The organism is Mucilaginibacter pineti (assembly GCF_900101875.1).
Classification (GTDB): Bacteria; Bacteroidota; Bacteroidia; order Sphingobacteriales; family Sphingobacteriaceae; genus Mucilaginibacter; species Mucilaginibacter pineti.
The window spans coordinates 101,981-124,124 of the sequence record NZ_FNAI01000010.1 but is presented as its reverse complement, the minus strand read 5'-3'; the positions used below and the strand labels follow the sequence as shown (position 1 = coordinate 124,124).

Genomic DNA, 22,144 nt, shown 5'->3' with positions numbered 1-22,144 from the left:
ATATAATGATATAAGACTTTATATTAACTAAATATTAAATACATTAACCTGAAACGCTTTCAGTTAATGGGGGAAGGTAATGGCCTTGCAATACGTTAATCATTAAAAAAAGGCCTCTCCGAAGAGAGGCCTGTCCTACAAAAATTATCGAACGTTTTTGTGAAGTGCAATGAAATTACGAAATGGCTTTGGTTTCACAAATCAAGCTTTTCCCTTAACTGATGCCATATGCTTTTTGAATTTTTTGTACCATCTGGCGGCTGTTAAATGATAGGCTTCCTCTTTTAATATCGCTTCCGACCAGATCAGGTACCGGCTGTAATGCTCCTGGAAACCGTTAACGCCCTTTACTCCTGCTATAAACCGGCTCACAATGGCACTGATTTGTTCCATCAATTCTCCTAACAGCGCGGGCTTATGATAATCACGTTCCTTACTGAGTATAAGCGCAATAGGAAGCTCCACCTCAAAGACGGTTTTAGCATCGTCAAACCTGCGAAAATAACGCAAAGCGGCCCCGGCTGTAGATGGTAGCAGTTCGTAGGTTTTGGATTGTAGCAAACTAAAAAGCCTGAACAGGTGCAGGTCGGCATAGATATCCCTGCGTACCGTTTGGGAATGCCGGTTGAACATGCCCTCCCATATCACATCTGCTTTGGCAAGGTCGCCGATACCCATATAGGCGTTCATTAAATTGCCGGTGATAACCTGTTTGGTTTCAAAGGGCAGCACGCTTTCGTAAAGCTTGAGTTTCCCTTCCGTATCGCTGATCGTTTCGAGCAGCTTTTCCCGGTCACCCATATAGTTATAAATGATCATCTGGTAGGTACCCTGGTAGGCGAACATACGCAGCATAAAGGCATGGGATTGGTTGAGCTTTTGTTCCTCCACATAGGCCGCTCCTAGGTTGATCCCTGCAAGCGCATCGTCGAAGCTGGCCACGCAGACGCTGGAAGTAATGTGCTCAAAGATACCGTCGATATAATCGGACGGCAACACCACCTTGACCTTGGAGGTCAGCAATTGCCGGCTGTAATCATAAGCCTTTCGATGGTCAAAAACCATCCAGTAATACAGCGCGTGGATGAAATTATAATAATAAGTTGCCTTATCCGACAAGCAGGCTTTGGCGGTTGGCATGCCCGGTGCATGGATCGTTTCTGTTTCAAGCTTCTCCCGCATCGTTCCCATCACAAAGCCATATTGCTTTTTTAGTTCTTTGGCATGGCTGAACAGGCTTTCCAGTTCCATGACCTGCCCGTACATCCCCAGTACCGCTTTTTCTTCCGCGACAATTTCTGCCGTTGGCCGCGAAGGTGTATCCATCACGATATTCAGCCGTTTTTCCCATTCCAGGATCTGCAAAACCAGACCGAATTTTTCATGGGTACGGGCGAGCTGATAGGTCTTGTTCAGCAGGAACATGCCCTGTTCCGGCAGGCCAAGCCGGTAAAGGATCTCGATCTCTGACAGCTGGTTCTGGATAACCATATCAATAGAGGTATCATCATGAAGCGAGCGCAGGCTCTTCAATATGTGCCGGTATAGCCTCCTTTTGGTCGTGGTCAGAGCCTGCGGCGAATCCGCTGAAAAAACTTTGGGCAATTCACTTTCGCCTTTTTCCATCAAGGCGTAAAGTTGCAGGAACAAGGGCGTCGGCTGGCTGGGGTCATAACCCTTAAAAAAGTTAACGAAATAGCGCTTTTCGCCCTTTGAAAGCATCTTGACCAATTCCTGAAGGTCGTCCCTGTTGCGGTACATAAAGCTACGTTTTCAATCGAAATTAGGCTATTTTCTACATAAAAAGTGAATATTCAAGTTCACAATCGCCAAAAAGAAATTTTGAAAATTGCCTTTTTTTGCTTTTCTTTTGTAAACGACAAGGGGAGCTTTCCCCGCAGCCATTCGCTCATCCTAAACCTTCATTTTATGGCGCATCGTTTTCTACATTTTTGGCTATGCTCTTTTTTTTCAGCAGCTATTACCCTTATCCCTTTTATCTTTCCCTATCAATCCTTTGCAGGTAAAAGGCCACTTTCCTTTATAGAAAATAAAGGGCAGGTTACTGACCAGAAGGGCGTAACGCGCAATGATATCGACTTTAAACTGGCCGCACTAAACGGGTTGAAACTATTTATCGGCAACGGGCAGTTACATTACCAATGGATCAATGTCAGGCAACAGGCTGGCAATACAATTGTTCCCGGTCACAAAAGCCTCCCTCCTGCCGCCCACGATCTGTACCGGATGGATGTGCAGTTGATTGGAGCCAATCCCGATGCAATCATGCAAGCAGAATTACCGGCGGCCTATTATGAACGCTACTACCTCCCATCTGTTGGTACAGGCGGTGCCATCGCCCGTACTTTTCAAAAAATAACTTACCGGGATGTTTATCCGCATATTGACTGGGTGTTCTACTTTAATAGTAATGGTCAACTGGAACACGATTTTATCGTGCATCCCGGAGGAAGGCCGTCTGATATTAAGCTGCAATATAACGGAGCTAGGGGCTTGGCGCTACAGCCCGATGGCAGTTTTTTGGCAACCACGCCACTAGGCACTGTTCACGAACATGCGCCTTTTGCCTACCAGGCAGACAGTAAGCGTCCCGTCAAATCGTCCTTTATCCTGCAAGGCAATGTCCTTTCCTTTTCAACAGCTCCGTCCGAACAAACCATCGTGATCGATCCCGTACTGGAATGGGGAACTTACTTCGGTGGCAATGACGTAGATTATATCAGCGATGTAGTAACAGGTAATGCAGGCAGGATCTATACCACAGGTGCCACCAACAGTGCCTCCAACGTCGCGACCACCGGCGCTTATCAGGCTACTTATGGCGGTGGCACGGCTTATTTTGGCAATGATGCTTTTATCTCCAAATTCGATCAGGCCGGTAACTGTATGTGGTCAACCTATTATGGCACTGCGGATGAAGATGTCGCTAAGAGCATCACGAAGGATACCACTGGAAAACTGTATATCGCGGGTTATACTTTCAGCACAACTGGCTTAGCTTCAACCGGGGCATTCCATACAGCTAACGCCGGAGGTTATGACGCTTTTATAGCAGGGTTTGACACCAGTGGACAGCGCTTGTGGGGCTCCTATTTCGGCGGCGAAGGCGACGATGGCGGCTATGGGCCGGTGGCATTGCACTGCGACCGCTTTAATAATATCTATCTCTGCGGCCAGACCAATAGCGCGACAGGCATTGCAACATCGGGCGCTTATCAAACCGCGTTGTTTGCAGGCACCGGCGACCAGGATGCTTTTCTTGCTAAATTTAATAACGCTGGCGCTTTACAATGGAGTACTTATTTTGGCGGCAACTTTGGGGATGCTGCTTACCGGGTTACGAATGATACCACAGGCAATATTTACCTTACAGGGATCAGTAACAGTACAACAGGCATTGCCACCACAGGGCAAACCACTAATGGCGGTAGCAATGATGCCTTTCTGGTTAAATTTGACGCCTTAGGAAACAGAATTTGGGGCACATATCTTGGTGGCAACCAGGATGATTATGGCTTAGGTCTTGCGATCGATTCTCAAAACAATATCTATGTAAGCGGTACAACTGTAAGTACCAGTGGACTGGCAACAACAGCGGCCTATCAAACCACCTATGGCGGCGGTTATCAGGATGGCCTGCTTGCCAAATTCAATAATGCCGGAACTTTGCAATGGGCTACCTATTATGGAGGGACCAGCGAAGAGGCGGCCACAAATGTGTATTGTGGTTCTTCTGCCGGCGTTTTTATATGCGGCTTTACCGGAAGCACAGGCATGGCAACACCAGACGGGGTTCAAAATACTTTAGGCGGGTCTTATGATGGCTTTATATCCCGGTTCAGTAATATAGGATCATTAGTATGGGGCAGTTATATAGGCGGCGTTGATGCAGATGAGGCAGACGCCATCGCAGGCGACGAGCTGACCAATTTATATATCATTGGTATTACCTCTAGTGCAACCGGCATTGGCACAAGCGGGGCATGGCAATCCCTTAATGGCGGCGGGGATAATGACGGCTTTCTCATGCGTATAAAAGATTGTACCCCGCCTTCCAAACCGGATAGCATATCAGGGCCTGCCATCGTTTGTGCAGGGGCTTCCAATTCCTATCTGGCGGCTACCGCAGCCAATGCGACTTCTTATTGGTGGACACTGCCGGATGCGTGGACAGGTAGCAGTACGCTGGCTTCTATTGTTGTTTCTAATAATGGGAATGATGGAACGATTAAAGTCGTCGCGGTAAATGATTGCAGCATTAGCGATACCACAATATTAGCCATCACAGTAAATCCTTTGCCCGCCGCTCCCCAAATTGTACAGAACGGTGTTATACTTTCTACTACGCAGATATATGCTGCCTATCAATGGCTCCTAAACGGGCAACCCATTCCCGGCGCTACGAATCAGAATTATACACCAAATGGCGCAGGAAGTTATGCTGTCATTGCCTTTAACACAGCCGGATGCAGCGATACTTCTTCCACGTTTGGGTTCACTACAGCAACTAATGACATTTTAAAAGCCTTTGGAATATCCGTATTCCCTAACCCCGCAAGTGAAGTGATCAATATTTCTACAACGAAAAAGATCAATGTTTCGCTATACAGTATTGCGGGACAACTCATCCAGCAGGATTCGCTTCATGTAGGCACCAACCGATTGTCGCTGCAGGGCTTGGCGGCGGGCATTTATAATCTTCGTTTTAGCGAACATACAGGCAGGAAAATCGGAAGTCAGCAGATCGTAAGATCAGGCGAATAATTTTTCAAGATAAGGCCATCATTTGGCTACAAATTTATGTTCATGACCAGGAAATTTTTAGGTTATCTCTTATTCATTTTAAGCCCTATGTTCCTTCGGGCGCAGGGAGAAAATAACATCTGGACTTTTAGTCCCGAAGGGGGAAATTCAAATTTGGCTTTAAACTTTAACTTGAACCCGGTTGGCATTTCGGTTGTGCCTGTATCTTCAGCCGTAGGTTATAGTTCCGCAGTTTGTTTTCCAAACGGGGCATTAAGGTTTGTGGTGAGAATGACCACTAACTCGCCTTCCGGCACATTGATGAACCTGTTTCGTCCTGACGGGACGCCCATATCTAACAGTAATTTATTAACCGGTATGCAAACAGATGGTTGTATGCCGGTTGTGATCCCGCGCCCGGGCAACAATAACCAGTATTATATCATTTACTCCTATTCCAATGGGTTGTTATATACTTTACTTGACATGAGCCTGAATGGCGGTTTAGGTGCGGTCGTAAGTAATGAGAAAAATATAGTCTTTGCACCTTACGGAAGTGTAATAGCCGAGAAAATGACGGCGCTTCAGGGATGTAACGGTATTTGGTTGGTCGTCCATGGCAGGACAACTAACGGGTACTATAGCTACCATGTAACAGCATCTGGGATTGATACAAGTAGTGTCTTTTCGCCGGTGAGCAATTTTCCGTTACCCGATTATTATGGGATCGTATATCCTGATTTTTTAAAGGTCAGTCCCGATGGCAATCACTTGGCAACGACCTCCTGGAAAGGGATTGAAATGTATGATTTTGAGAAGTGCAGCGGAAAATTGAAAAATGCCAGGGTACTCGATACGACCGGAAATGTGCTTCCGAGCAATCAAAGCCTCTTTAATAATTATACCTTCAGGGATATTTGCTTTTCTCCTGACGGAACCAGATTATACGCGACGCAAAACCATATGGACGGATCAACCGAACCCGTGATGGCCGGAGAGCTATACCAGTATGATTTATCGTTGCCGACCATCCAGGCGATCACCAATTCAAAAACGCTGATCCTTACGAATTATCCATCTATCACACCAATCGGATCAGTCTGTGCTTTTACTACGCCAAATCCCCTGGGGGAAATGAAACTAGGGCCGGATGGTAAGATCTATGTCGATAACGGGAGCTTTACCTGTAAGTATCCGGTCAATGTACCTCCCGGCTTTAATCCGGGTGCTGCTTTTCATACCATCAACCAACCCAACTTACTTGGTCCGGCCTGCCAGCCGCAATACAACACCATTGTAGCTAATGGCTTTAACAACAGTTACGAGAAGTCTTTTTTTGTAAGCGGTTTTAGTGGCTCTGCGATCCAGCAAAAGATCGTTGTTGCTCCGCCTCCGCCGGATACTGTTGCAGGAATGGTTTTCTATCCCACAGCTTGCTTCAGAGACTCTCTTATGCTCTTTGCTGATAGTTTGGGCAGTTGTTACTTATGGGAGGACGGAAGCACAGAAAGACAAAGGCAGGTGATGCATTCAGGTACCTATTTCGTGCACTACTTTAAAAACTGCAATTATACTACGGACACCTTTCATGTAAGGTTAATTCGTCTTCCTGAACTTTCAGCCAATCAAAGCTGTCCCGGTATGTTTATGGGAAGGATTCAGGCAATTGTTGATAGCGGTGAAACTTCAGTGTTAACTTACGTATGGGAAACAGCGGATAGTAGCATTATACGTGAGCACTCAAGTACTTACGGGGACACGATCCTGGGTTTGGATTCCGGCTCTTATTCCTTGCACCTCACATCTGCCTTCGGTTGCGATACGACACTTTCAGCTACCATTACGAATTTGCCGAAACCGACTGTGGTGGCTTCCCCAAGGGATACGACTATCCGGTACGGCGATAGCCTGTTAGTTCATGTAACCGGTGCTTTGCTCTATGCCTGGTCTCCTTCCGGAAGCCTGGATTCGGCCAATAAAGCAGACCCTGTAGCTAAGCCACTACAGCCTACGCTTTACGCGGTGATCGGTATAGCGCAAAATGGATGCATGGACACCGGCTATCTCAACGTGAACATTGATTATACCATGCCTGATTTTGTACCCAATGCATTTTCACCAAACGGAGACGGGCTTAATGATGTGTTCCGGATAGCAGGCATCACTTATCAGAAAGTAGCGGCATTCAGGATCTTTAACCGTTTTGGACAGGAAGTTTTCAGTACAGTCAATGGCCAAATGGGCTGGGACGGAACGCAAAACGGGAAGCCTTGTGATGTAGGAACCTATTATTACATAATCGAATTGGATTATCCCGATAGAAAACGGAAAACGTATAAGGGGGATCTTACCCTGATCAGGTAATCAATCAAGTATAAAAAAGGGCGTCTGCGGACGCCCTTTTTTATTTATAGTCTGGTTGAAACTTATAGTGTTTTATAAACAATAAGCGGTGTTCTGCGCACACCAGTTGGTCCAGCTTTGCGTAAAGTCCGTGCTGCCAAAAGCACCGCGATAAGTTACATGGTTAAATGCACTGCCTGTATCCCAGGTAAAATTTGGTGCAGATAAAGTTGTCGTACCTAACACAAAATTAGACGTGAATCCGCTGCTGCAAAAATCATTACAGAAGCTGCCGTCATAACCAAGCGTTGTAACGCTGAACTGGTTTCCAGCCTCCTTACAGGTTGATGTTCCCGCGCCGGTGATCCAAACAGGCAATGATGTACTGCATCCGCCACTGCCTGTCCATGACAGGCTACCGATAGAATAAGGAGTTGCCCCTGAATTACTGAATGAGTTATAGGAAAATTCAAGGTTGTTAGATGCCGTTTGTGCAATCGAACCTGCATCGTCCATTAACAGCCCGGCTTGGGTAGCTGAAGTATTCCATGCGTCGAATACACTGTTATAAAACTTGGCCGCGCCATTCAAACGGAAATGTACAGCGGCGATATAATTACTGCTAACAGTTGTTCCGCTGCAATGGTTGGGGCCTAAGACGGTCGCATTGCTGATGATCGGTTGTGTCAATGGGGTCGCTGTAGAAGTAGTCCTGGCATTGTTACTTATTTCGAAACCATAAGCATTGCTAGGCGGTACGGCAGAATTATTTAATCTCATAGCTGCGAGGGTTTGCATAATCCCCTCATAACCAAATGAGATCGGAAAATCAGTTCTGCCTGCGTTATAGCTCACCATAAAAGTCTGCTTTACGGTGCCACCATAAGTTGCTATACCATCGTTAAGCGAATTGCTCACCTGTATGTGGTCAATAGCGGTGCCGGTTCCCACCGAATTTAAGATCAAACCTGATTGAGCCAGCGGGTCGGTAGAATTTGCTTTACCTGCAAAAAGTATCTGCACGTATTGCAGCTTACCGGAATTATCAGCAGGTGTACTGCCACCTCCGACTAAGTTATAAGAGGTTGCAGGTGTTTTTAAAGGGATACTTAGGCTGGTAACGTTGGTCGGTGCATTTCCGGCAAAAGCAATGCCACCCCAATCTCCGGGATTGCGTGATCCTGCGGGCTGGTTGCTTGTAAATACAATTGGGCTGCCGGCCGTTCCGGTAGCGATTAACTTACCGCCTTTTTCTATTACAAGCCAGGCGGGATTTGTAGACGATTGTACGCCCTGGATCACTGTGCCTGCGGGTATAGTTAAAGTTTGTCCGCTCGGTACGATAACAATGCCGTTTAACCGGTAAACGTTACTGGCGGAAAGGGTTTGCGTCGTAAGCGTGCCGGTCAGGTCAACAAAATTACACGTAACTGCATTTATCCTTAGCGAAGGATTTTTGGAGGCCATTGCTTCATTGGATGCAGGACTTGGCTGGTTCTTTTTACACGCGAAAAGGATGCACACGCAGGTAGCTATGACCAGCGTGGCGAGGATAATGGTTTTTTTCATGAGTATAGTTTTTAATGTTCATGGATATGATTTGATTAAATTTCTGTTCATTTTATGCTAGCCGATTCTGAGTTCAGCATCACCGAAAATTATGGTGGGTGTTTTTGATAATAGCGCAGGGTTGCACCGTGTAATAATATCGTTTTCATAAGCAGGTACTTCTTATCCGCGCCGGGGTTACGCTTGGGTTGAACTAAGTTACCCTGGGTCTGCCTTTCATGAAATACCGTTAACTTTTTAAGATTGCCAATCCCCCTGATTGGTACGCTGAATCCCCCATTCGGGCTTCTGAATCCCCTAAATAGCCACACGAAAAACGGGCTCTTACTCCTTTCAGGAATAATTATAGATTGTTTTTGGGCTACTTTTTATGCCGGAGCCGCCCAGGCGGCCCGCGCTGTCCGTTATATCTTCTCCGAAGGATGCCACTACCATCGCTTCCGGTTTCCCCTTGCTGCCTTTATATTTTACTGATTAAACCATGTTTTTCCTGGGCAGGCTGCTGAGTCATGTCTACAATTTTGCGTGCCTGTATTTTCCTTTGAAAGAGGGCGACTTGTTCCAAGCGCCCTCCGAGTTTCCCTCCAACAGATAAGCGGCGAAAAGTGCATCAAAAATACGTGGCCGCCGGGGCTACGAACCTTTGATGGCGCGCTGCCGCGCGACCACCCTTCGGGACTAACGGTTCATCCGCCCCTTACCGTCCACGTCTCCTTTGACTTCTTTCTTACCGCTCATCCATTGGAAAAAACCCTCCGGGGGGCGGTTGAAAAAAAAGAAAGAAAGTTTAAAAAAATTAATCATTTAAAAAATCAAAAAAGATGGAAATCACAGGAAGGTTAACAGCAGATGCAATCATCGGCAAAACCAAAAACAACAAAGAAGTAGTCAATTTCAGCATTGCGGTAAACGACCGCTACAAAACAAAATCAGGTGAGGTCAACACCATCACCGAATATTTCCGCTGTGCCTTTTGGTTGGGGACGAACGTAGCCAAGATACTCACCAAAGGAACCGTTGTAGCCCTTTCGGGAAGGGCTTCGGCAGAGGCGTGGTTGAACAAAGAAGGTAAGCCACAGGCATCCCTGAATTTCAACACCAACAACATCAAAATCTTAGCATGGGTCAACAAGCAGGACAACACTGAACAGCCCGCAGGAAAGGACACAGAAGGCATCAATCAGGAAAGGCCAGATGCAGACGACCTGCCATTTTAACCCCATCCCCCAACCACATTTTCCAACCAAAATTTAAAAATAAATATCATGGCACATAACATTTTTTTCAACGAGCAGACAGGAAGGCACAGTTTCTTTTCCGTAAAGGAAATCGCTTGGCATGGCCTCGGCCAAATCGTACAGGACTATCCCACATCTGCAGAGGCGATGCAATTCGCGGGACTGGATTACGAGGTAATTAAAGCACCGCTTTTCACACATGGCAATGGTATCTCCATCAGCACCGAAGGAGAAATTATAGACAGTTCAAACATTACCGTTCCTGATTATTACGCTACGCTTCGCACTGATAACAATACGGTACTCGGCGTAGTGGGCAAGGATTACGAGATTGTACAGAACGCCGATGCATTCGCCTTTTTTGATGCTATCGTAGGTGCCAACTGTTCGGTAAAATACGAAACCGCAGGTGCGCTCGGCAACGGTGAACGGGTATTCATCACCGCAAAGCTGCCCGACTATATCAGGGTTGGAAACGGGGACGATGTGATTGAAAAATATCTCCTGCTATCTACTGCACATGACGGTAGCGGCAGTATCACCGCAGCTTTTACCCCTATCCGTGTGGTATGCGCAAACACCCTCGCAGCAGCATTGGGAAATATGACCAATGTTGTCCGTATCCGTCATACCAAAAGTGCCAAACAACGACTGGAAACAGCCCACAAAGTAATGGGTATCGCCCACAGGTTATCGGTAGAAATGGACGGCATCTTTAACCAATGGGCTAACGTACGCATTACAGACGCTGAGGTGAAAAAATTGATAAGACTGGCTATGTCACCCAACAAGGAAACACTGCAATTCCTGCAACAAGGCAAAGAGGACGAATTATCGACCGTTTACAAGAACGCCTGTGAGGATGTATTCGCCTACGGCATGACAAGCGAAACGCAGCAACTGGAAACGACCAAAGGCACGCTGTTCGGGGCATTCAACTCGGTAACAGGCTACTTCCAAAACGTACGCAATTACCGTGACGATGAAGCAAAAGTAAAGTCAATCCTCATGGGTGGAACGGCTGCAACCCGCACCCAAGTAGCCTTTAACATCTGTCAGGAATTTGCAAAATCAGGCAGCAGCATTTTACAATTCAATTAAACCATTAGGCGGCTGCCTGTACAGGTGGCCGCCTTTAAAACTTACCATCATGAAAGCATTACATCAAATGACCAACACCGATAAGGCCAAATTACTGGCCGACCTTTTCCCCGATGAAACCGAAAATATTATAGAGGCCATCCAAAGCAAATGCAACTATCTCAGGGAACATGAAACGGAACTGCGGAAAACATGGGACAGCGGTTTTATGCCCTTTATGTTTTGGCTTGACCTTGCAGCAGATGCGGAGAAAGCCATCAAAAAATACCGCTACAACATGGTCAAAAGCAGCAAGGTTTTCAGCGACCAGTTATTCTTCGGACACATCGCCCTCTTTACCAACGACTGCATTGCAAGCTACGCAGCAAAGCAGGATAAAAGACCCAAATTTCAAAAGGCCGTTGACCTCATTTTTAACCCTTAATACATCCACTCTTAAAAATACATTCTATGAAAATCAAAGATTTGCAGGGCAAGGTAATAGAAGTTACCGACCCCGAACAAGCCATCAATATCGTAAGGGAGTTTTTACGTTACAGGCACGAGCAGCGCACCGAATCCCTTATCCGTTTTGAACACCAAAGAACAACGTACTGGCGTGATGTTTACAGACAACTGGTCATGCTACAGCATAGCAGTTCAGGTACAACCACCGCTCAAAGCGTACCCGAATTTATTACGGAGGAAAACATGGACGACTGGCAGTGCATCTGTGGCAACAACACTTTCAGGGATGGCTTTGAAACCTGCGACCCGAAAGGCAATATCATGGAACCGCTCATTGGCTCAATTTGGGAATGCCATTACCTGTGTGCTTCCTGTGGCCGCATTATCGATCAGGAAACCTTTCAGGTTATTGGCATAAATACGAACAGCCTTTAAACAAAAATCAAGAATAACAACAAACAAAAACAAAAGCTATGACACGCTCAAACCTATATGTTACACTAAGCAACGGCCAACAAATCACCTGTGTTGCAGACAGCAGCAGCGCACCTGAACACGGTTATATCGTTGAACAGCTCATCCTGCCATTATTGGAACTTGGAGACGCAGAACAGGAACTGGCCTTACTGGAAGAGCATTGCTGCATGAACGAGCTAAGGGTTAATTCAACTTATCGTTATGCCCTGAACCTTCCCAAAAAAGCGGTTTTCTTTTATGAAGAATCCTATAACTATTCCAATGACAGGTTCATATTAGGCAAAAATATCACTAACCGTTATAACGCCTATGTCAAAAGCCTTTCTCCTAAAACTGGGAAATTATGAAAACTATACAACTCAACCTTTATCCCTTCGCTGAACTATCAGCGGAGGGTAAAGAAAAAGCCATAGCCGCTTATGACGATATCAATGTGTTTGACAGGTGGTGGGAAGGCACTTACGGGGATGCGGAAAATGCGGGGCTTAAAATCACTGGCTTTGAATTAGGCAGGGGAAAGTATTGCAATGCGGACTTTATGGCCGATGCCATCAAATGCGCATCCCTAGTCATTGCAGGTCATGGCGAAAAAACCACTACCTACCAAATAGCATCCGCATTCAGGGAAGAAAGGGACAGCATAGTAATCGAGTGGCCGAAAGAAACAAACGGGGATTTTGAAGATGTGGAGGGCTTGGATAATGCACTTGATGAGGTGGAAGAACGCTTTTTAAAATCAATGCAATCCGCTTACCTGAAAATTCTTGATGATGAATACGACTACCTCACCAGTGAGGCCGCCATAACATATACCATTATAGCCAATGAATACTATTTCACAAAGGATGGCCAAACCGCAAACCACTTGGAAACTTTGGCAAGTTAATTACACTCATTTAAAATCAATAAACATGGAAATCATACAGCATACCACAGCAACATTTACACACGGCATTGTCGCTATTGGGATAGGCTTCCTGCTTTGCTAGTTTGTAGGAAGGCGCAGGTTTAACCGCAGGGGCATTGGAGGCTTGCAGTATTATAACAGTTATGGGACAGCGGTCATTACAACGCTTTTTGAAAAGCTAGTGAAGTTTATAGGTATCATCCTGCTAATAGTTGGCTTATGCCTCGCCATAAAAGGTTACAACAGCCAACCCGATAAAACACTCCCAACAATTATTAATCATCCTAAAAAATAAGAACATGGAAACGAATTTCTTTCAAGCCCTTTTCGACTTACAGGTACAGGGCGATATCAATATTACCATAAGGTTCAGTAATGAAAACAAGCTATGGGTAACGGTTCTTTTAAACAACCCCGCATGTGGCGATGATGCACAAAAGATTGTGCCTCCTATGAACCTCAAAGGCACAGCCGCAGAACTGGACGAAGGTTTTTTTGCAAGCATCTCCGCACCGTTGCAAACAACCTCCCAAATATTTGTCAATATGGAAAGCTATATGAAGCAGCAGGAAGAAGCCGCCCTTCAAAGCAAAATGGAAAAGAACAAAACGGTCAAAGCGGTCAAAGAAAAAAGCGAGAAAGAAAACAAATTCGATGCAGCCTTAAAGAAGGCCGATGAACTGGAGGCCGAAGGCAAGCACCGCGAGGCATGGATGAAAGTACCCGAACCAGGCGAATACCCCGAACAGGCCGACATGCTCAGGCAGCGCAGGGAAAGCCTTTCCGCAAAATTTGCTCCGAGCCTTTTTAATATCTGATTGATCAACCTCTAAAACTAAAAATCATGTTAGTCGCAACAACTTTAGAACGGGTATTTCTTTTTAAAGATAAAGGGCAGCAGGTAAGGCTTGCAGACCCCGAACCCAAATTCAGCCCACAGGCCGTTCAGAATTTCTACGCCAATACCTACCCGATACTAAATGCCGCTACCATCGAAGGGCCGACCATCAACGATGATACGGTGCAGTATGAATTTAAAACAACCATCGGTACAAAAGGATAAGCCATGAAACAAACAAAAAAGAATGGATTTGTCAAACCCGTAAAAGACCAACAATTATGCAAGTTATATCAGAACATAGCCGTATTCATGGAGCAGCAAAACGTACTGCCCGATGCAGCCGCAGCCCGAAGGGAACAACCCCGAAGCGTAGCAGCGGCAAACCTGCCCCTGATTTTTTAAGGCACTCTTTTTTGCCCCTTTATGTCGAAGATGGCGAAGCGCTGCCCGACAAAGAACCGTTGGAACAACAATACTTTGAAAGCCTTGCTTTGCTGCAATCAGCATACCCCATGCAGCTACTGGACGTTAGTACAAAAGCCTATCCTTATAACCTCCTTTTATCCGCATGGGATGCGGAGCGTAAAATTCGGAGGATAGAACCCGATAAGGACGTTCACCTGTTAGGCTGCACTTTCTTAATCGACAGCGGCAAGCGGATGAACACCCGCCAAAGGCTTTACTACATACCGATACAGCCCTTATTTATACTGACCAAAGTTAAAGGCAAACAAGGCCGTAAGACTGCACAGCTCTTGTTATCCGTATTTGCGTACCTCTATCACCATGCAGGTATTCCCTGCTATACCAGCCCAAGCAGCTTTATCAGGTGGCAGTACGAAATGTTGGAAGAATGGCTTACAGATGAACACCACAACGAAGATGAACAGGAAGACGTGGCTAACCAGTTGAACGAAATCAGGGCTGTTCATCACTATGGTGAAATCGTCAGGAAAAAGCTGCGCCATGAAAGCCACTTTTCAACTTTCAATCAGCGCATGGAAACCTATAGACCCTGCAACAATTGGGAACGGGAAATTTTAAAACTTGCCCAAGACATTTACCAGTTGTGGCAAGCCTATCCTGATACAAATATTTACAGTCATATTATCCCGATGGAATGCGAGGATGAAGATGAACAAATTACCCGAATAGAGCAATATGTTTCGTTCGTGGCGACAAGTGACGGTGCATTGTTTGACGGACTGTTTCAAATGGTGAATGAAAGGTTGGGCGAATCCGTGGATATGGACGAACCCGCAGCATTTACCATCTATGGCAAAAACCAAAAAATCAGCGTGGAAACATTCGATTACGAACAAAGGCTGCTGCCGCTTTTAGAAGATTTGATTTACTTATTAAACAACAGGTCATGAACGCACTTACAGAAAACTTCGGGGAACTTTTTATCCCGCAATCCGCTTTGCTCATCTACCGCAGGAAATACCATGACCGTCAGGAGGTCTATGTGGAAGCCTATGATATTGGTAAAAGTGGTAACCCCATCAATGCGCACCCATTAACGGTAGAGGAAAGCAGCCAACTTTCAAAGGCATTGGACATATCGGGGGAAACGAGCAGGAATTATTTAAGGCCAAATGGCTTGTTACCAAAAAACGTTTTATATATCAGCCCTGAAAGCAACGGCTTTGTCATATGGCAAACGCCACCGCAACAGGTCAACCTGTTCTTCACCGATGGCCTGACCATTACCGATGGTCTCTACCCCTTGCCCTCACTGATATGGAAGGCGGGAAAAGACAAGCTGTATATCTATGCGGTTGCAGATGGAAAAGAAGCAACTTTAGAATGCCAGTTATATCGCGCACCATTTTTTAATATTCACGAAAATGGACTGGTATGTATGGGCAATGTGGATATCAATATCATTGCGGTCGGTTGCCTCGAAGACTTTATGGAAGCATGGCAGCGGTATTTCTTTAACTCCCGTTTCAGTCACCTGATAGGCAACGAAAGCCCTGTAAAGGGCAATATCGTGCAGCTTTACAAAAGCCTTGCAGATACCAATAAAAAGTTCCCTCAGAAAAATTTAATCAAAAGCACATACAGCCTAAAAAAACTAATCCGATGAAAACAGCCATGCATTTTGCCGACAATTATCTAATCAACCCCACCAATCCTATTACGGTTACCCAAATCGGTGCAGGGGGAACGGGCAGCAATATGATTACCCAACTCGTCAGGATAAACCATTGTTTAAAAGCATTGGGACATGCGGGATTACACGTTAATCTTTGGGATGATGATTTAGTGACCGAAGCAAATCTCGGACGGCAGCTTTTTGCCCAATCAGAGGTCGGGCTTTGCAAATCCGTTGCAAGGATAAATAATGTTAACCGCACGCTTGGCACAAACTGGAAAGCGGTTGAAGATAAGTTTACTTATAAAGCGGGCAATAAGATACAACAGGAAGCGGTGACTAATTTGTACATAAGCTGCGTTGATACGGTTCAAGCCCGTTTTGATCTGGCTGCATTTTTGAAAGCCAACCATGAAGATTATTCAGGGGACAGGGATAAGCCACTGTATTGGTTAGACCTCGGTAATTCCAAATTTACAGGTCAGGCCATTCTTTCTACCATTTCATCCATTGCACAACCCAAGTCCAAAAAGTATCATCCAGTGGCGGTTCTGCCTATGATTACCGATGAATATAAAGACTTATTGGAACAAGAGGCGAAGACCGAAAGCAATACGCCTTCCTGCTCAACAGCGGAAGCGCTGGAAAAACAGGACTTATTTATCAATCCTACCTTAGCTAACATGGGCGGCAGCGTCTTATGGCAGCTTTTTCGCAACGGAATGACCGAAAATCGGGGCTTTTTCCTTAATTTGAATACATTGCGCAGTGATGCGATAAAAGTGGCGTAAAGCGGCTTAAAAACCGCCAAATCCCCCTCCGTACCTCCGGGGGAATTTGGCGCGTTAAAGCGGTGCTGCCCTTATCCCCGATGATAAATGCTTTTATAGATTGTTATCCGGGGATAAGGGCAGCGGGTTTGTTTTTGGCAATTCTGCCATTAGGGTATAAGCCTTCCTCTTGTATGGTATGAAATGTGAGCTTATTGATTGTCTCTTAAGCCAATCCTATTACTTTCTTACCACCACCCGGTATAATAACCACACACTTCACTCCATAATATAGCGTCACCGATTATCGAATAATCACCGGAAATATAACCTGCAGCAACAACAGACGCATCGGCACAAATACCGGTAATAACACCTCCTATCTTTCTGAGGAAACTATCAGGCATGGCCATGCCGCTTCCTCCACTATGTTCGGCTACCTCTCCATTTGCAAAAGCGTTGATCCAATAATAACCGGAATATCGCAGGATAGCGGCAGTCATGAGCAGGTTTTTCTTTTCATCAGCCCCTAATTTATCGGCCATGATCTTACTTTCAATAGCTGTCAGCTGTTGCTTATACGCATCATAATGGTTAAGGTCTTTTATAGTTTGCGGCACTTCGCTTAACGCCTTCCAGTAACCTTGCGCAGCCGGTGATACTTTTTGATTGAGCCAGATGGATTTGTAATCTGTGCAGGCCAGCTTTTCCTTCGGACGATAAACCAGCTTTACATCCTCGCCGAAATTCAATTTAAAATACCGGCTGAGGTAAGCATATTTTCCGGCCCTGGTAGTATCCTTGTTTGCCTTTACAAAATGCCGGAGTGAATCCAGCCCAATGTTGTGATAGTATCCAATGTAATCGAAAGGGTTTTTCGGATTCGCTGCCTGTTGGTCCATCTTAATGCGCAGTGATTCGGTGACTTGACCCTGGTTGTCATGGGTGGTTGGCAATGTCTTCGTTTCTTTGGTACAGGCGGCAAGCAAAACTATTAAGCTGGCCATCAATGGAATTTTTGTCATTTTCATTCACAAAGAAGCTACTGCTTCAGCGGAAAAATTGATAACCTCCTATAAGCTTATTATTTTATTGTTGTTGGTTACACCTATAACCAATCACTGGCCGTTCTAAAATTAGCTTGTTAATAACAAACCACATTTCAACTAAAGATCAGGTATTGTGTTACTATTCTAACTAAATCTTTTACAATGCCAAATACAAAACACAGCCACCACGAAGAAGCGGCTAACCATCATGAAGCAGCAGCAAAAAGCCATCGTAATGCCCATAAAGAGCATACTGAAGGTAATGATGAAAAAGCAGCTACTCATGCACATGAAGCAGAAGGACATGCTGAACATGCACGTACTAACTCCAAAGAAGCTGCCAAAAAGCATGCTACTAAGAGTGCAACTGCAAAAAAATAATTACAACTATCAGAAAAGGGGCTGTCTTTGGACAGCCCCTTTTGTTTGCACGATTTTGAATCGAAACGACTAGCTCTTATTCGTTCCGGCAAATAATTTTAGCTTTTCATTCAGCTCCGTCAACCCCGCTTTTTGCAGGTACTCAGCCGAAAGATTTTTAAGCTCGCCAACAGTACTTTCCGGCATGGCAGCCAAGAGATCTTTAATTTCAGGGCTATCACTGCCAAGCCCTTTTTCAATCATCAGGCTTAAAAGTAAAACCTGTTTCCTTTGGATGCCCTGGCTAAACTTCACGGTTTCATCCATACTTGGTAAGCTCAGCATGGTTTCATACATCTTTACCATTTCGTTGTTGTTGTTCATCTTTCTGCACTTTAATCGTTAACACTAAACAAGAATCAAAATTAATGCAGACGGACGAATTTCACCCCTTTAGAATTTAAAGGGGTAAAGCCGCAATTAAAATGATATTAGATATGGTTGTTTCAAGACGACAATTTGTTTCTTACTTAGCCTGTTTACAGTACCTTTGTCACCTTTTAAACCAAAAAATAAGGCTAATGGCAAGCATTGATTTACATCCTTCAGAAAGGGCGATCAGAACAACTCAATTAGGTATAGCGATTAGCCTGGTTCTTGTTTTCCTGAAAGCCATCAGCGGCTATCTTGGGCATTCCTATGCATTGATTGCCGACGCAACAGAAACGGGAGCTGATGTATTCAGTTCCGCTTTGTTATGGATCGGGTTAAGAATAGCAATGAAGCCCGCAGATGCTGACCATCCTTACGGCCATGGAAAAGCTGAGCCACTTGTATCAATCGTAATATCCATGTTTTTGATGGCGGCGGCCATATGGATTGGTTGGCATGCAATTGAATTTATTCGTACACCGCATACGCTTCCTAAAAAATTCACACTTGCTGTACTTTTTGTAGTCATCATTATTAAAGAAACCATGTTCCGCTATGTGCTTAAAGTAGGAAAGGAAATCAAGAGCAACGCGGTTAAGGCTGATGCTTATCATCACCGAAGCGACGCCATTACCTCTATTGCTGCACTCATTGGAATTATCATAGCCCTGATAGGCGGAAAAGGATACGAAGGAGCGGATGATTGGGCTGCACTTATTGCCTCTGTGTTAATCATGTATAATGCCATACAATTAATGCGACCGGGACTGGCCGAAATTATGGATGCAGCTCCTTCCACAGAAATGGTTGATAAAGTAAGGATTTTAGCATCCGGTATCGCTCATGTGGAAGCAGTTGAAAAATGTTATATCCGGAAAATGGGCTTCGAATATTTTGTAGATCTCCACATCCAGGTTGCAGCAGATTTATCAGTTGCTGAAGGACATGCGATAGCTCATCAGGTAAAAGACAGTTTATTAAACAGTGGCCTAAGCGTCAAGGATGTTTTGATCCATGTTGAGCCATTCAATAGGAATAAAGTATAATTACTAGGTATTTAAATTACTCATTGCCTTTGAAAAAAGCTTACAACAATTAGAAGTATTATTAGTTAATTTTACTGCATGAAGGACGATGCCAAACTCCCGCAATTAGGTGCATTAGACCCATTCGAGGAAAAGCACGCGATGCTTGCTGCAATTATAGCATCGACAGATGACACCATCATCAGCAAGACATTGGAGGGTATTATTACCAGCTGGAATCCTGCTGCCGAACGGATGTTTGGTTACACGGAAAGGGAAGCCATTGGTCAGCATATAACGCTAATCATTCCGCCTGAGCGTTTGGACGAAGAAGCTTTTATTATCGGACAGGTAGCCAAAGGAGAAAAAGTCGTTCATTTTGAAACAGTTCGGCAGGCAAAAAATGGGACTATGGTACCCATCTCATTGACCGTATCTCCTATCCATAATAGCGAGGGCAAGATTATTGGTGCTTCCAAAATTGCAAGGGATATTTCTGATCAAAAAATAGCCGCTGAAAGAGATGGTGTTTTAGCCGCTATTGTAGACAGTTCCGATGATACCATCCTGAGCAAAACGTTGGATGGCATCATTACCAGTTGGAACAAGGCAGCAGTAAAGATGTTCGGTCATACCGAAGCGGAAGCGGTGGGTAAACATATCTCACTAATTATTCCTGCCGACCGTCTTAACGAAGAAACCTTTATCATTGGGGAAGTAAGAAAAGGTAATAAGATCGATCATTTTCAAACATTAAGACTTGCGAAAAATGGCAGTCTAATCCCCATATCTTTATCAGTTTCTCCCGTAACTGATGATAAAGGCAAAATTATTGGTGCATCAAAAATTGCCCGCGATATTAGTAAAGAACAAACATCGCAACAAGAAATTGGAAAGCTATATGAACATCTGAAAGAATTGAATGCCAAAAAGGATGAGTTTATAGCACTTGCAAGCCATGAATTAAAAACGCCCTTGACAAGTATTAACGGATACCTGCAGCTACTGGAACTGCACTTATCCCAAGAAAAGCCAAAAGACTTTTTACAGAGGGCACAACAACAGCTAAAAAAACTTACTTCCTTGGTGGATGAGTTACTGGACGTTTCAAAAATAGAAGCTGGTAAATTGCATTTTGCTGCTGAGGATTTTAATATTTGTAACGTTGCCAAAGATGCGGTCGGTTTGATATCCCATACCAATACAGCCCATAGCATAACGCTTCATTCTACTATTTCAGAATGCATTATTAAAGGTGATGCGCACCGGATCGAACAGGTCATCATAAACTTACTGACCAACGCGATCAGGTATGCCCCGGATAGTTACCAAATTGAAGTTTATATAACTGCTGATGAACATGGTGTCAAGCTGGGCGTAAAAGATTATGGCATTGGTATAGCAAGTGAAAAACTGGAACATATTTTTTCAAGGTATTACCGTGTTGATGATGACAATGCCAAAGTTTCCGGGCTTGGCATCGGACTTTATCTGTGTCACGAGATCGTAACAAGGCATAACGGTAAAATATGGGCAGAAAGCGAACCGGGTAAGGGCAGTACTTTTTGGTTTAGATTACCATATTGATTTATGGGATTACCCCTATTTAGAATGGTACGGTTCTTTTAAATAAAGGTCGGGAGGCTAAGTTATTTCCTTCCTTTTTTTATCGAATAAAGCCGGAAATTGTCGTTGGCGAACAAACCGAAATTTATCTGACTGTTAGTGAAATAATAGAGGTAAACTGGAGGGCTGAAAGGCGACATATTTGCCGAGTGCCAGTCCTCATCCTTTGTGATATCCTGTTTGAAATGAAGGGTGTCTTTTTTAAGTATAAGATCAAAATAACCCGTACCTTCCCATCTGTCTGGGCTTGAATTACCCGTAGGACTGCCAAAAGAGGGGCCATGACTTTTCCGATAATATTCTTTCTGGAAATGCTCCATGTAGATAAAAGGATTCCGTTTGTCCAGATTCGTATTATCAATCCTGTTGACCATATCACCTACCGGGGATTTTCCTTTTATTTTATAACCTTGAACGGAAAGGTCACTTAGGTTCTTTCCGTATAAGGCTACCCATTTTCCGTTAAAATAAAAAAGTGCTTTATCTACTTCTAATTTTTGCAAACGGGGATCATCCATATCCCAATGATTGTAGTAATAAACAAATTCGGATGCCTGATAGAGATAAAGGAACCTTTTAGAAATCTTGGTACTGTCATCAGTGAGCGAACCATTTTCTTCTGCATAGGGAAACACTTCTTTATTACCGTCGAGTATCCAGCTACAATAACCTTTTGGTGTAATTAAGTATCCACCCCAATCCATCGGCCAGTCTTTATTGTATGTCAGGGAATCTACCAGTTCTCCATTGGCATCCAGCTTTAGAAATGTTTTGTGCAATTCTGTATTATCCCCTTTTTTAATTTCCGTTTGCCTGGCAACAATGACGGTATTTTTTGCTGCGTTAAAAATGGGTGGAAAATCTCCTAGGCGCATTTCATTGTCGGAGCTAAAAAGCAGAGAGACTTGAAATTCTTTTGAAGCAAATCCTTCTGCAATCTCCCTATAGGACTTATATTTTTCAGGCAGCGATCCCTTTGGCAAAATATTCATCAGAGAGAAGTCCGAAAGTGAATAAGCGATGGCGAGTATAGAGATCCCTAAAACTCCTAGTACATACCATTTCCATTTTTTCATTGATGTGAGTTGTTTCGG

22 protein-coding genes are annotated in these 22,144 nt (G+C 44.5%); 17 read left to right on the top strand and 5 right to left on the bottom strand.

Annotated features, from left to right (window positions below):
• Positions 1–201: 201 nt before the first annotated feature.
• Complete coding sequence (locus BLS59_RS20255) at positions 202–1,761, bottom strand: hypothetical protein (protein ID WP_091151989.1); 1,560 nt, start codon at positions 1,759–1,761, stop codon at positions 202–204.
• Between the two features lie 168 nt (positions 1,762–1,929).
• On the opposite strand from BLS59_RS20255, the gene BLS59_RS20250 reads away from it, so the two are divergent.
• Positions 1,930–4,785 (top strand): DUF7948 domain-containing protein, encoded by a 2,856-nt coding sequence (locus tag BLS59_RS20250; protein ID WP_143014185.1) that lies wholly within the window; start codon positions 1,930–1,932, stop codon positions 4,783–4,785.
• Positions 4,786–4,827: 42 nt separating this feature from the next.
• Positions 4,828–7,128, top strand: a complete 2,301-nt coding sequence (locus tag BLS59_RS20245; protein ID WP_162842708.1) for a T9SS type B sorting domain-containing protein — start codon at positions 4,828–4,830, stop codon at positions 7,126–7,128.
• 72 nt (positions 7,129–7,200) lie between these two features.
• Here the strand turns inward: BLS59_RS20245 and BLS59_RS20240 are convergent, their stop codons facing one another.
• Positions 7,201–8,676: a hypothetical protein gene (locus tag BLS59_RS20240; protein ID WP_091151983.1), complete on the bottom strand. Its 1,476-nt coding sequence runs from the start codon at positions 8,674–8,676 to the stop codon at positions 7,201–7,203.
• A 525-nt stretch (positions 8,677–9,201) separates the two neighbouring features.
• Between BLS59_RS20240 and BLS59_RS32045 the strand changes: the two genes are divergently transcribed.
• The 12 genes from BLS59_RS32045 to BLS59_RS20185 all read left to right on the top strand — a co-directional run bounded on the left by BLS59_RS32045 (position 9,202) and on the right by BLS59_RS20185 (position 16,579).
• Positions 9,202–9,519 carry a hypothetical protein gene (locus BLS59_RS32045; protein ID WP_205411318.1) on the top strand — a complete coding sequence of 106 codons (318 nt, stop codon included), beginning with the start codon at positions 9,202–9,204 and terminating at the stop codon, positions 9,517–9,519.
• Positions 9,498–9,893, top strand: a complete 396-nt coding sequence (locus BLS59_RS20235; protein ID WP_091151981.1) for a single-stranded DNA-binding protein — start codon at positions 9,498–9,500, stop codon at positions 9,891–9,893. The genes BLS59_RS32045 and BLS59_RS20235 overlap by 22 nt, the downstream gene beginning before the upstream one ends.
• Positions 9,894–9,941: 48 nt before the next feature.
• Positions 9,942–11,015, top strand: a complete 1,074-nt coding sequence (locus BLS59_RS20230) for a DUF932 domain-containing protein (RefSeq protein WP_091151979.1) — start codon at positions 9,942–9,944, stop codon at positions 11,013–11,015.
• Positions 11,016–11,064: 49 nt separating this feature from the next.
• The gene (locus BLS59_RS20225) at positions 11,065–11,439 is read left to right on the top strand and encodes a hypothetical protein (protein ID WP_143014184.1); all 375 of its coding nucleotides are present in this window, start codon (positions 11,065–11,067) and stop codon (positions 11,437–11,439) included.
• 26 nt (positions 11,440–11,465) lie between these two features.
• Entirely contained in the window at positions 11,466–11,897 is a 432-nt protein-coding gene (locus tag BLS59_RS20220; protein ID WP_091151975.1) for a hypothetical protein, read from the top strand.
• Between the two features lie 38 nt (positions 11,898–11,935).
• Positions 11,936–12,286: a penicillin-binding protein gene (locus BLS59_RS20215; RefSeq protein ID WP_091151973.1), complete on the top strand. Its 351-nt coding sequence runs from the start codon at positions 11,936–11,938 to the stop codon at positions 12,284–12,286.
• Positions 12,283–12,825, top strand: a complete 543-nt coding sequence (locus BLS59_RS20210; RefSeq protein WP_091151971.1) for a hypothetical protein — start codon at positions 12,283–12,285, stop codon at positions 12,823–12,825. The genes BLS59_RS20215 and BLS59_RS20210 overlap by 4 nt, the downstream gene beginning before the upstream one ends.
• A gap of 320 nt (positions 12,826–13,145) precedes the next feature.
• The gene (locus tag BLS59_RS20205) at positions 13,146–13,664 is read left to right on the top strand and encodes a PRTRC system protein E (protein ID WP_091151970.1); all 519 of its coding nucleotides are present in this window, start codon (positions 13,146–13,148) and stop codon (positions 13,662–13,664) included.
• Between the two features lie 26 nt (positions 13,665–13,690).
• On the top strand, positions 13,691–13,909 hold the full coding sequence (locus BLS59_RS20200) for a PRTRC system protein C (RefSeq protein WP_091151968.1): 219 nt from the start codon (positions 13,691–13,693) through the stop codon (positions 13,907–13,909).
• Positions 13,910–13,965: 56 nt separating this feature from the next.
• Positions 13,966–15,063: a hypothetical protein gene (locus tag BLS59_RS20195; RefSeq protein WP_143014183.1), complete on the top strand. Its 1,098-nt coding sequence runs from the start codon at positions 13,966–13,968 to the stop codon at positions 15,061–15,063.
• Positions 15,060–15,779 carry a hypothetical protein gene (locus tag BLS59_RS20190; protein ID WP_091151965.1) on the top strand — a complete coding sequence of 240 codons (720 nt, stop codon included), beginning with the start codon at positions 15,060–15,062 and terminating at the stop codon, positions 15,777–15,779. The genes BLS59_RS20195 and BLS59_RS20190 overlap by 4 nt, the downstream gene beginning before the upstream one ends.
• Entirely contained in the window at positions 15,776–16,579 is an 804-nt protein-coding gene (locus BLS59_RS20185) for a PRTRC system ThiF family protein (protein ID WP_091151964.1), read from the top strand. The genes BLS59_RS20190 and BLS59_RS20185 overlap by 4 nt, the downstream gene beginning before the upstream one ends.
• Before the next feature lie 227 nt (positions 16,580–16,806).
• Here BLS59_RS20185 and BLS59_RS20180 read toward each other — a convergent pair whose 3' ends face one another.
• Positions 16,807–17,565: a hypothetical protein gene (locus BLS59_RS20180; RefSeq protein ID WP_091151961.1), complete on the bottom strand. Its 759-nt coding sequence runs from the start codon at positions 17,563–17,565 to the stop codon at positions 16,807–16,809.
• A gap of 204 nt (positions 17,566–17,769) precedes the next feature.
• On the opposite strand from BLS59_RS20180, the gene BLS59_RS20175 reads away from it, so the two are divergent.
• Complete coding sequence (locus BLS59_RS20175; protein ID WP_091151959.1) at positions 17,770–17,988, top strand: hypothetical protein; 219 nt, start codon at positions 17,770–17,772, stop codon at positions 17,986–17,988.
• 69 nt (positions 17,989–18,057) lie between these two features.
• On the opposite strand, the gene BLS59_RS20170 is transcribed toward BLS59_RS20175, so the two are convergent.
• A complete protein-coding gene (locus BLS59_RS20170) occupies positions 18,058–18,351 on the bottom strand; it encodes a hypothetical protein (RefSeq protein WP_091151958.1) in 294 nt (97 codons plus the stop codon).
• 197 nt (positions 18,352–18,548) lie between these two features.
• Here BLS59_RS20170 and BLS59_RS20165 point away from each other — a divergent pair, with 197 nt between their 5' ends.
• Together BLS59_RS20165 and BLS59_RS20160 are read left to right on the top strand one after the other, a co-directional pair.
• Positions 18,549–19,445, top strand: a complete 897-nt coding sequence (locus BLS59_RS20165; protein ID WP_091151956.1) for a cation diffusion facilitator family transporter — start codon at positions 18,549–18,551, stop codon at positions 19,443–19,445.
• 78 nt (positions 19,446–19,523) lie between these two features.
• Positions 19,524–21,011, top strand: coding sequence for a sensor histidine kinase (locus BLS59_RS20160; RefSeq protein WP_091151954.1), 1,488 nt, complete (start codon positions 19,524–19,526; stop codon positions 21,009–21,011).
• Between the two features lie 62 nt (positions 21,012–21,073).
• Here BLS59_RS20160 and BLS59_RS20155 read toward each other — a convergent pair whose 3' ends face one another.
• A complete protein-coding gene (locus BLS59_RS20155; RefSeq protein ID WP_143014181.1) occupies positions 21,074–22,126 on the bottom strand; it encodes a hypothetical protein in 1,053 nt (350 codons plus the stop codon).
• Positions 22,127–22,144 lie beyond the last annotated feature (18 nt).

Excerpts from the sequence above, each read along its gene's own strand:
- BLS59_RS20255 (WP_091151989.1), bottom strand. The coding sequence starts at position 1,761 with ATGTACCGCAACAGGGACGACCTTCAGGAATTGGTCAAGATGCTTTCA.
- BLS59_RS20250 (WP_143014185.1), top strand. The coding sequence starts at position 1,930 with ATGGCGCATCGTTTTCTACATTTTTGGCTATGCTCTTTTTTTTCAGCA.
- BLS59_RS20245 (WP_162842708.1), top strand. The coding sequence starts at position 4,828 with ATGACCAGGAAATTTTTAGGTTATCTCTTATTCATTTTAAGCCCTATG.
- BLS59_RS20240 (WP_091151983.1), bottom strand. The coding sequence starts at position 8,676 with ATGAAAAAAACCATTATCCTCGCCACGCTGGTCATAGCTACCTGCGTG.
- BLS59_RS20235 (WP_091151981.1), top strand. The coding sequence starts at position 9,498 with ATGGAAATCACAGGAAGGTTAACAGCAGATGCAATCATCGGCAAAACC.
- BLS59_RS20230 (WP_091151979.1), top strand. The coding sequence starts at position 9,942 with ATGGCACATAACATTTTTTTCAACGAGCAGACAGGAAGGCACAGTTTC.
- BLS59_RS20225 (WP_143014184.1), top strand. The coding sequence starts at position 11,065 with ATGAAAGCATTACATCAAATGACCAACACCGATAAGGCCAAATTACTG.
- BLS59_RS20220 (WP_091151975.1), top strand. The coding sequence starts at position 11,466 with ATGAAAATCAAAGATTTGCAGGGCAAGGTAATAGAAGTTACCGACCCC.
- BLS59_RS20215 (WP_091151973.1), top strand. The coding sequence starts at position 11,936 with ATGACACGCTCAAACCTATATGTTACACTAAGCAACGGCCAACAAATC.
- BLS59_RS20210 (WP_091151971.1), top strand. The coding sequence starts at position 12,283 with ATGAAAACTATACAACTCAACCTTTATCCCTTCGCTGAACTATCAGCG.
- BLS59_RS20205 (WP_091151970.1), top strand. The coding sequence starts at position 13,146 with ATGGAAACGAATTTCTTTCAAGCCCTTTTCGACTTACAGGTACAGGGC.
- BLS59_RS20200 (WP_091151968.1), top strand. The coding sequence starts at position 13,691 with ATGTTAGTCGCAACAACTTTAGAACGGGTATTTCTTTTTAAAGATAAA.
- BLS59_RS20195 (WP_143014183.1), top strand. The coding sequence starts at position 13,966 with ATGCAAGTTATATCAGAACATAGCCGTATTCATGGAGCAGCAAAACGT.
- BLS59_RS20190 (WP_091151965.1), top strand. The coding sequence starts at position 15,060 with ATGAACGCACTTACAGAAAACTTCGGGGAACTTTTTATCCCGCAATCC.
- BLS59_RS20185 (WP_091151964.1), top strand. The coding sequence starts at position 15,776 with ATGAAAACAGCCATGCATTTTGCCGACAATTATCTAATCAACCCCACC.
- BLS59_RS20180 (WP_091151961.1), bottom strand. The coding sequence starts at position 17,565 with ATGGCCAGCTTAATAGTTTTGCTTGCCGCCTGTACCAAAGAAACGAAG.
- BLS59_RS20175 (WP_091151959.1), top strand. The coding sequence starts at position 17,770 with ATGCCAAATACAAAACACAGCCACCACGAAGAAGCGGCTAACCATCAT.
- BLS59_RS20170 (WP_091151958.1), bottom strand. The coding sequence starts at position 18,351 with ATGAACAACAACAACGAAATGGTAAAGATGTATGAAACCATGCTGAGC.
- BLS59_RS20165 (WP_091151956.1), top strand. The coding sequence starts at position 18,549 with ATGGCAAGCATTGATTTACATCCTTCAGAAAGGGCGATCAGAACAACT.
- BLS59_RS20160 (WP_091151954.1), top strand. The coding sequence starts at position 19,524 with ATGAAGGACGATGCCAAACTCCCGCAATTAGGTGCATTAGACCCATTC.
- BLS59_RS20155 (WP_143014181.1), bottom strand. The coding sequence starts at position 22,126 with ATGAAAAAATGGAAATGGTATGTACTAGGAGTTTTAGGGATCTCTATA.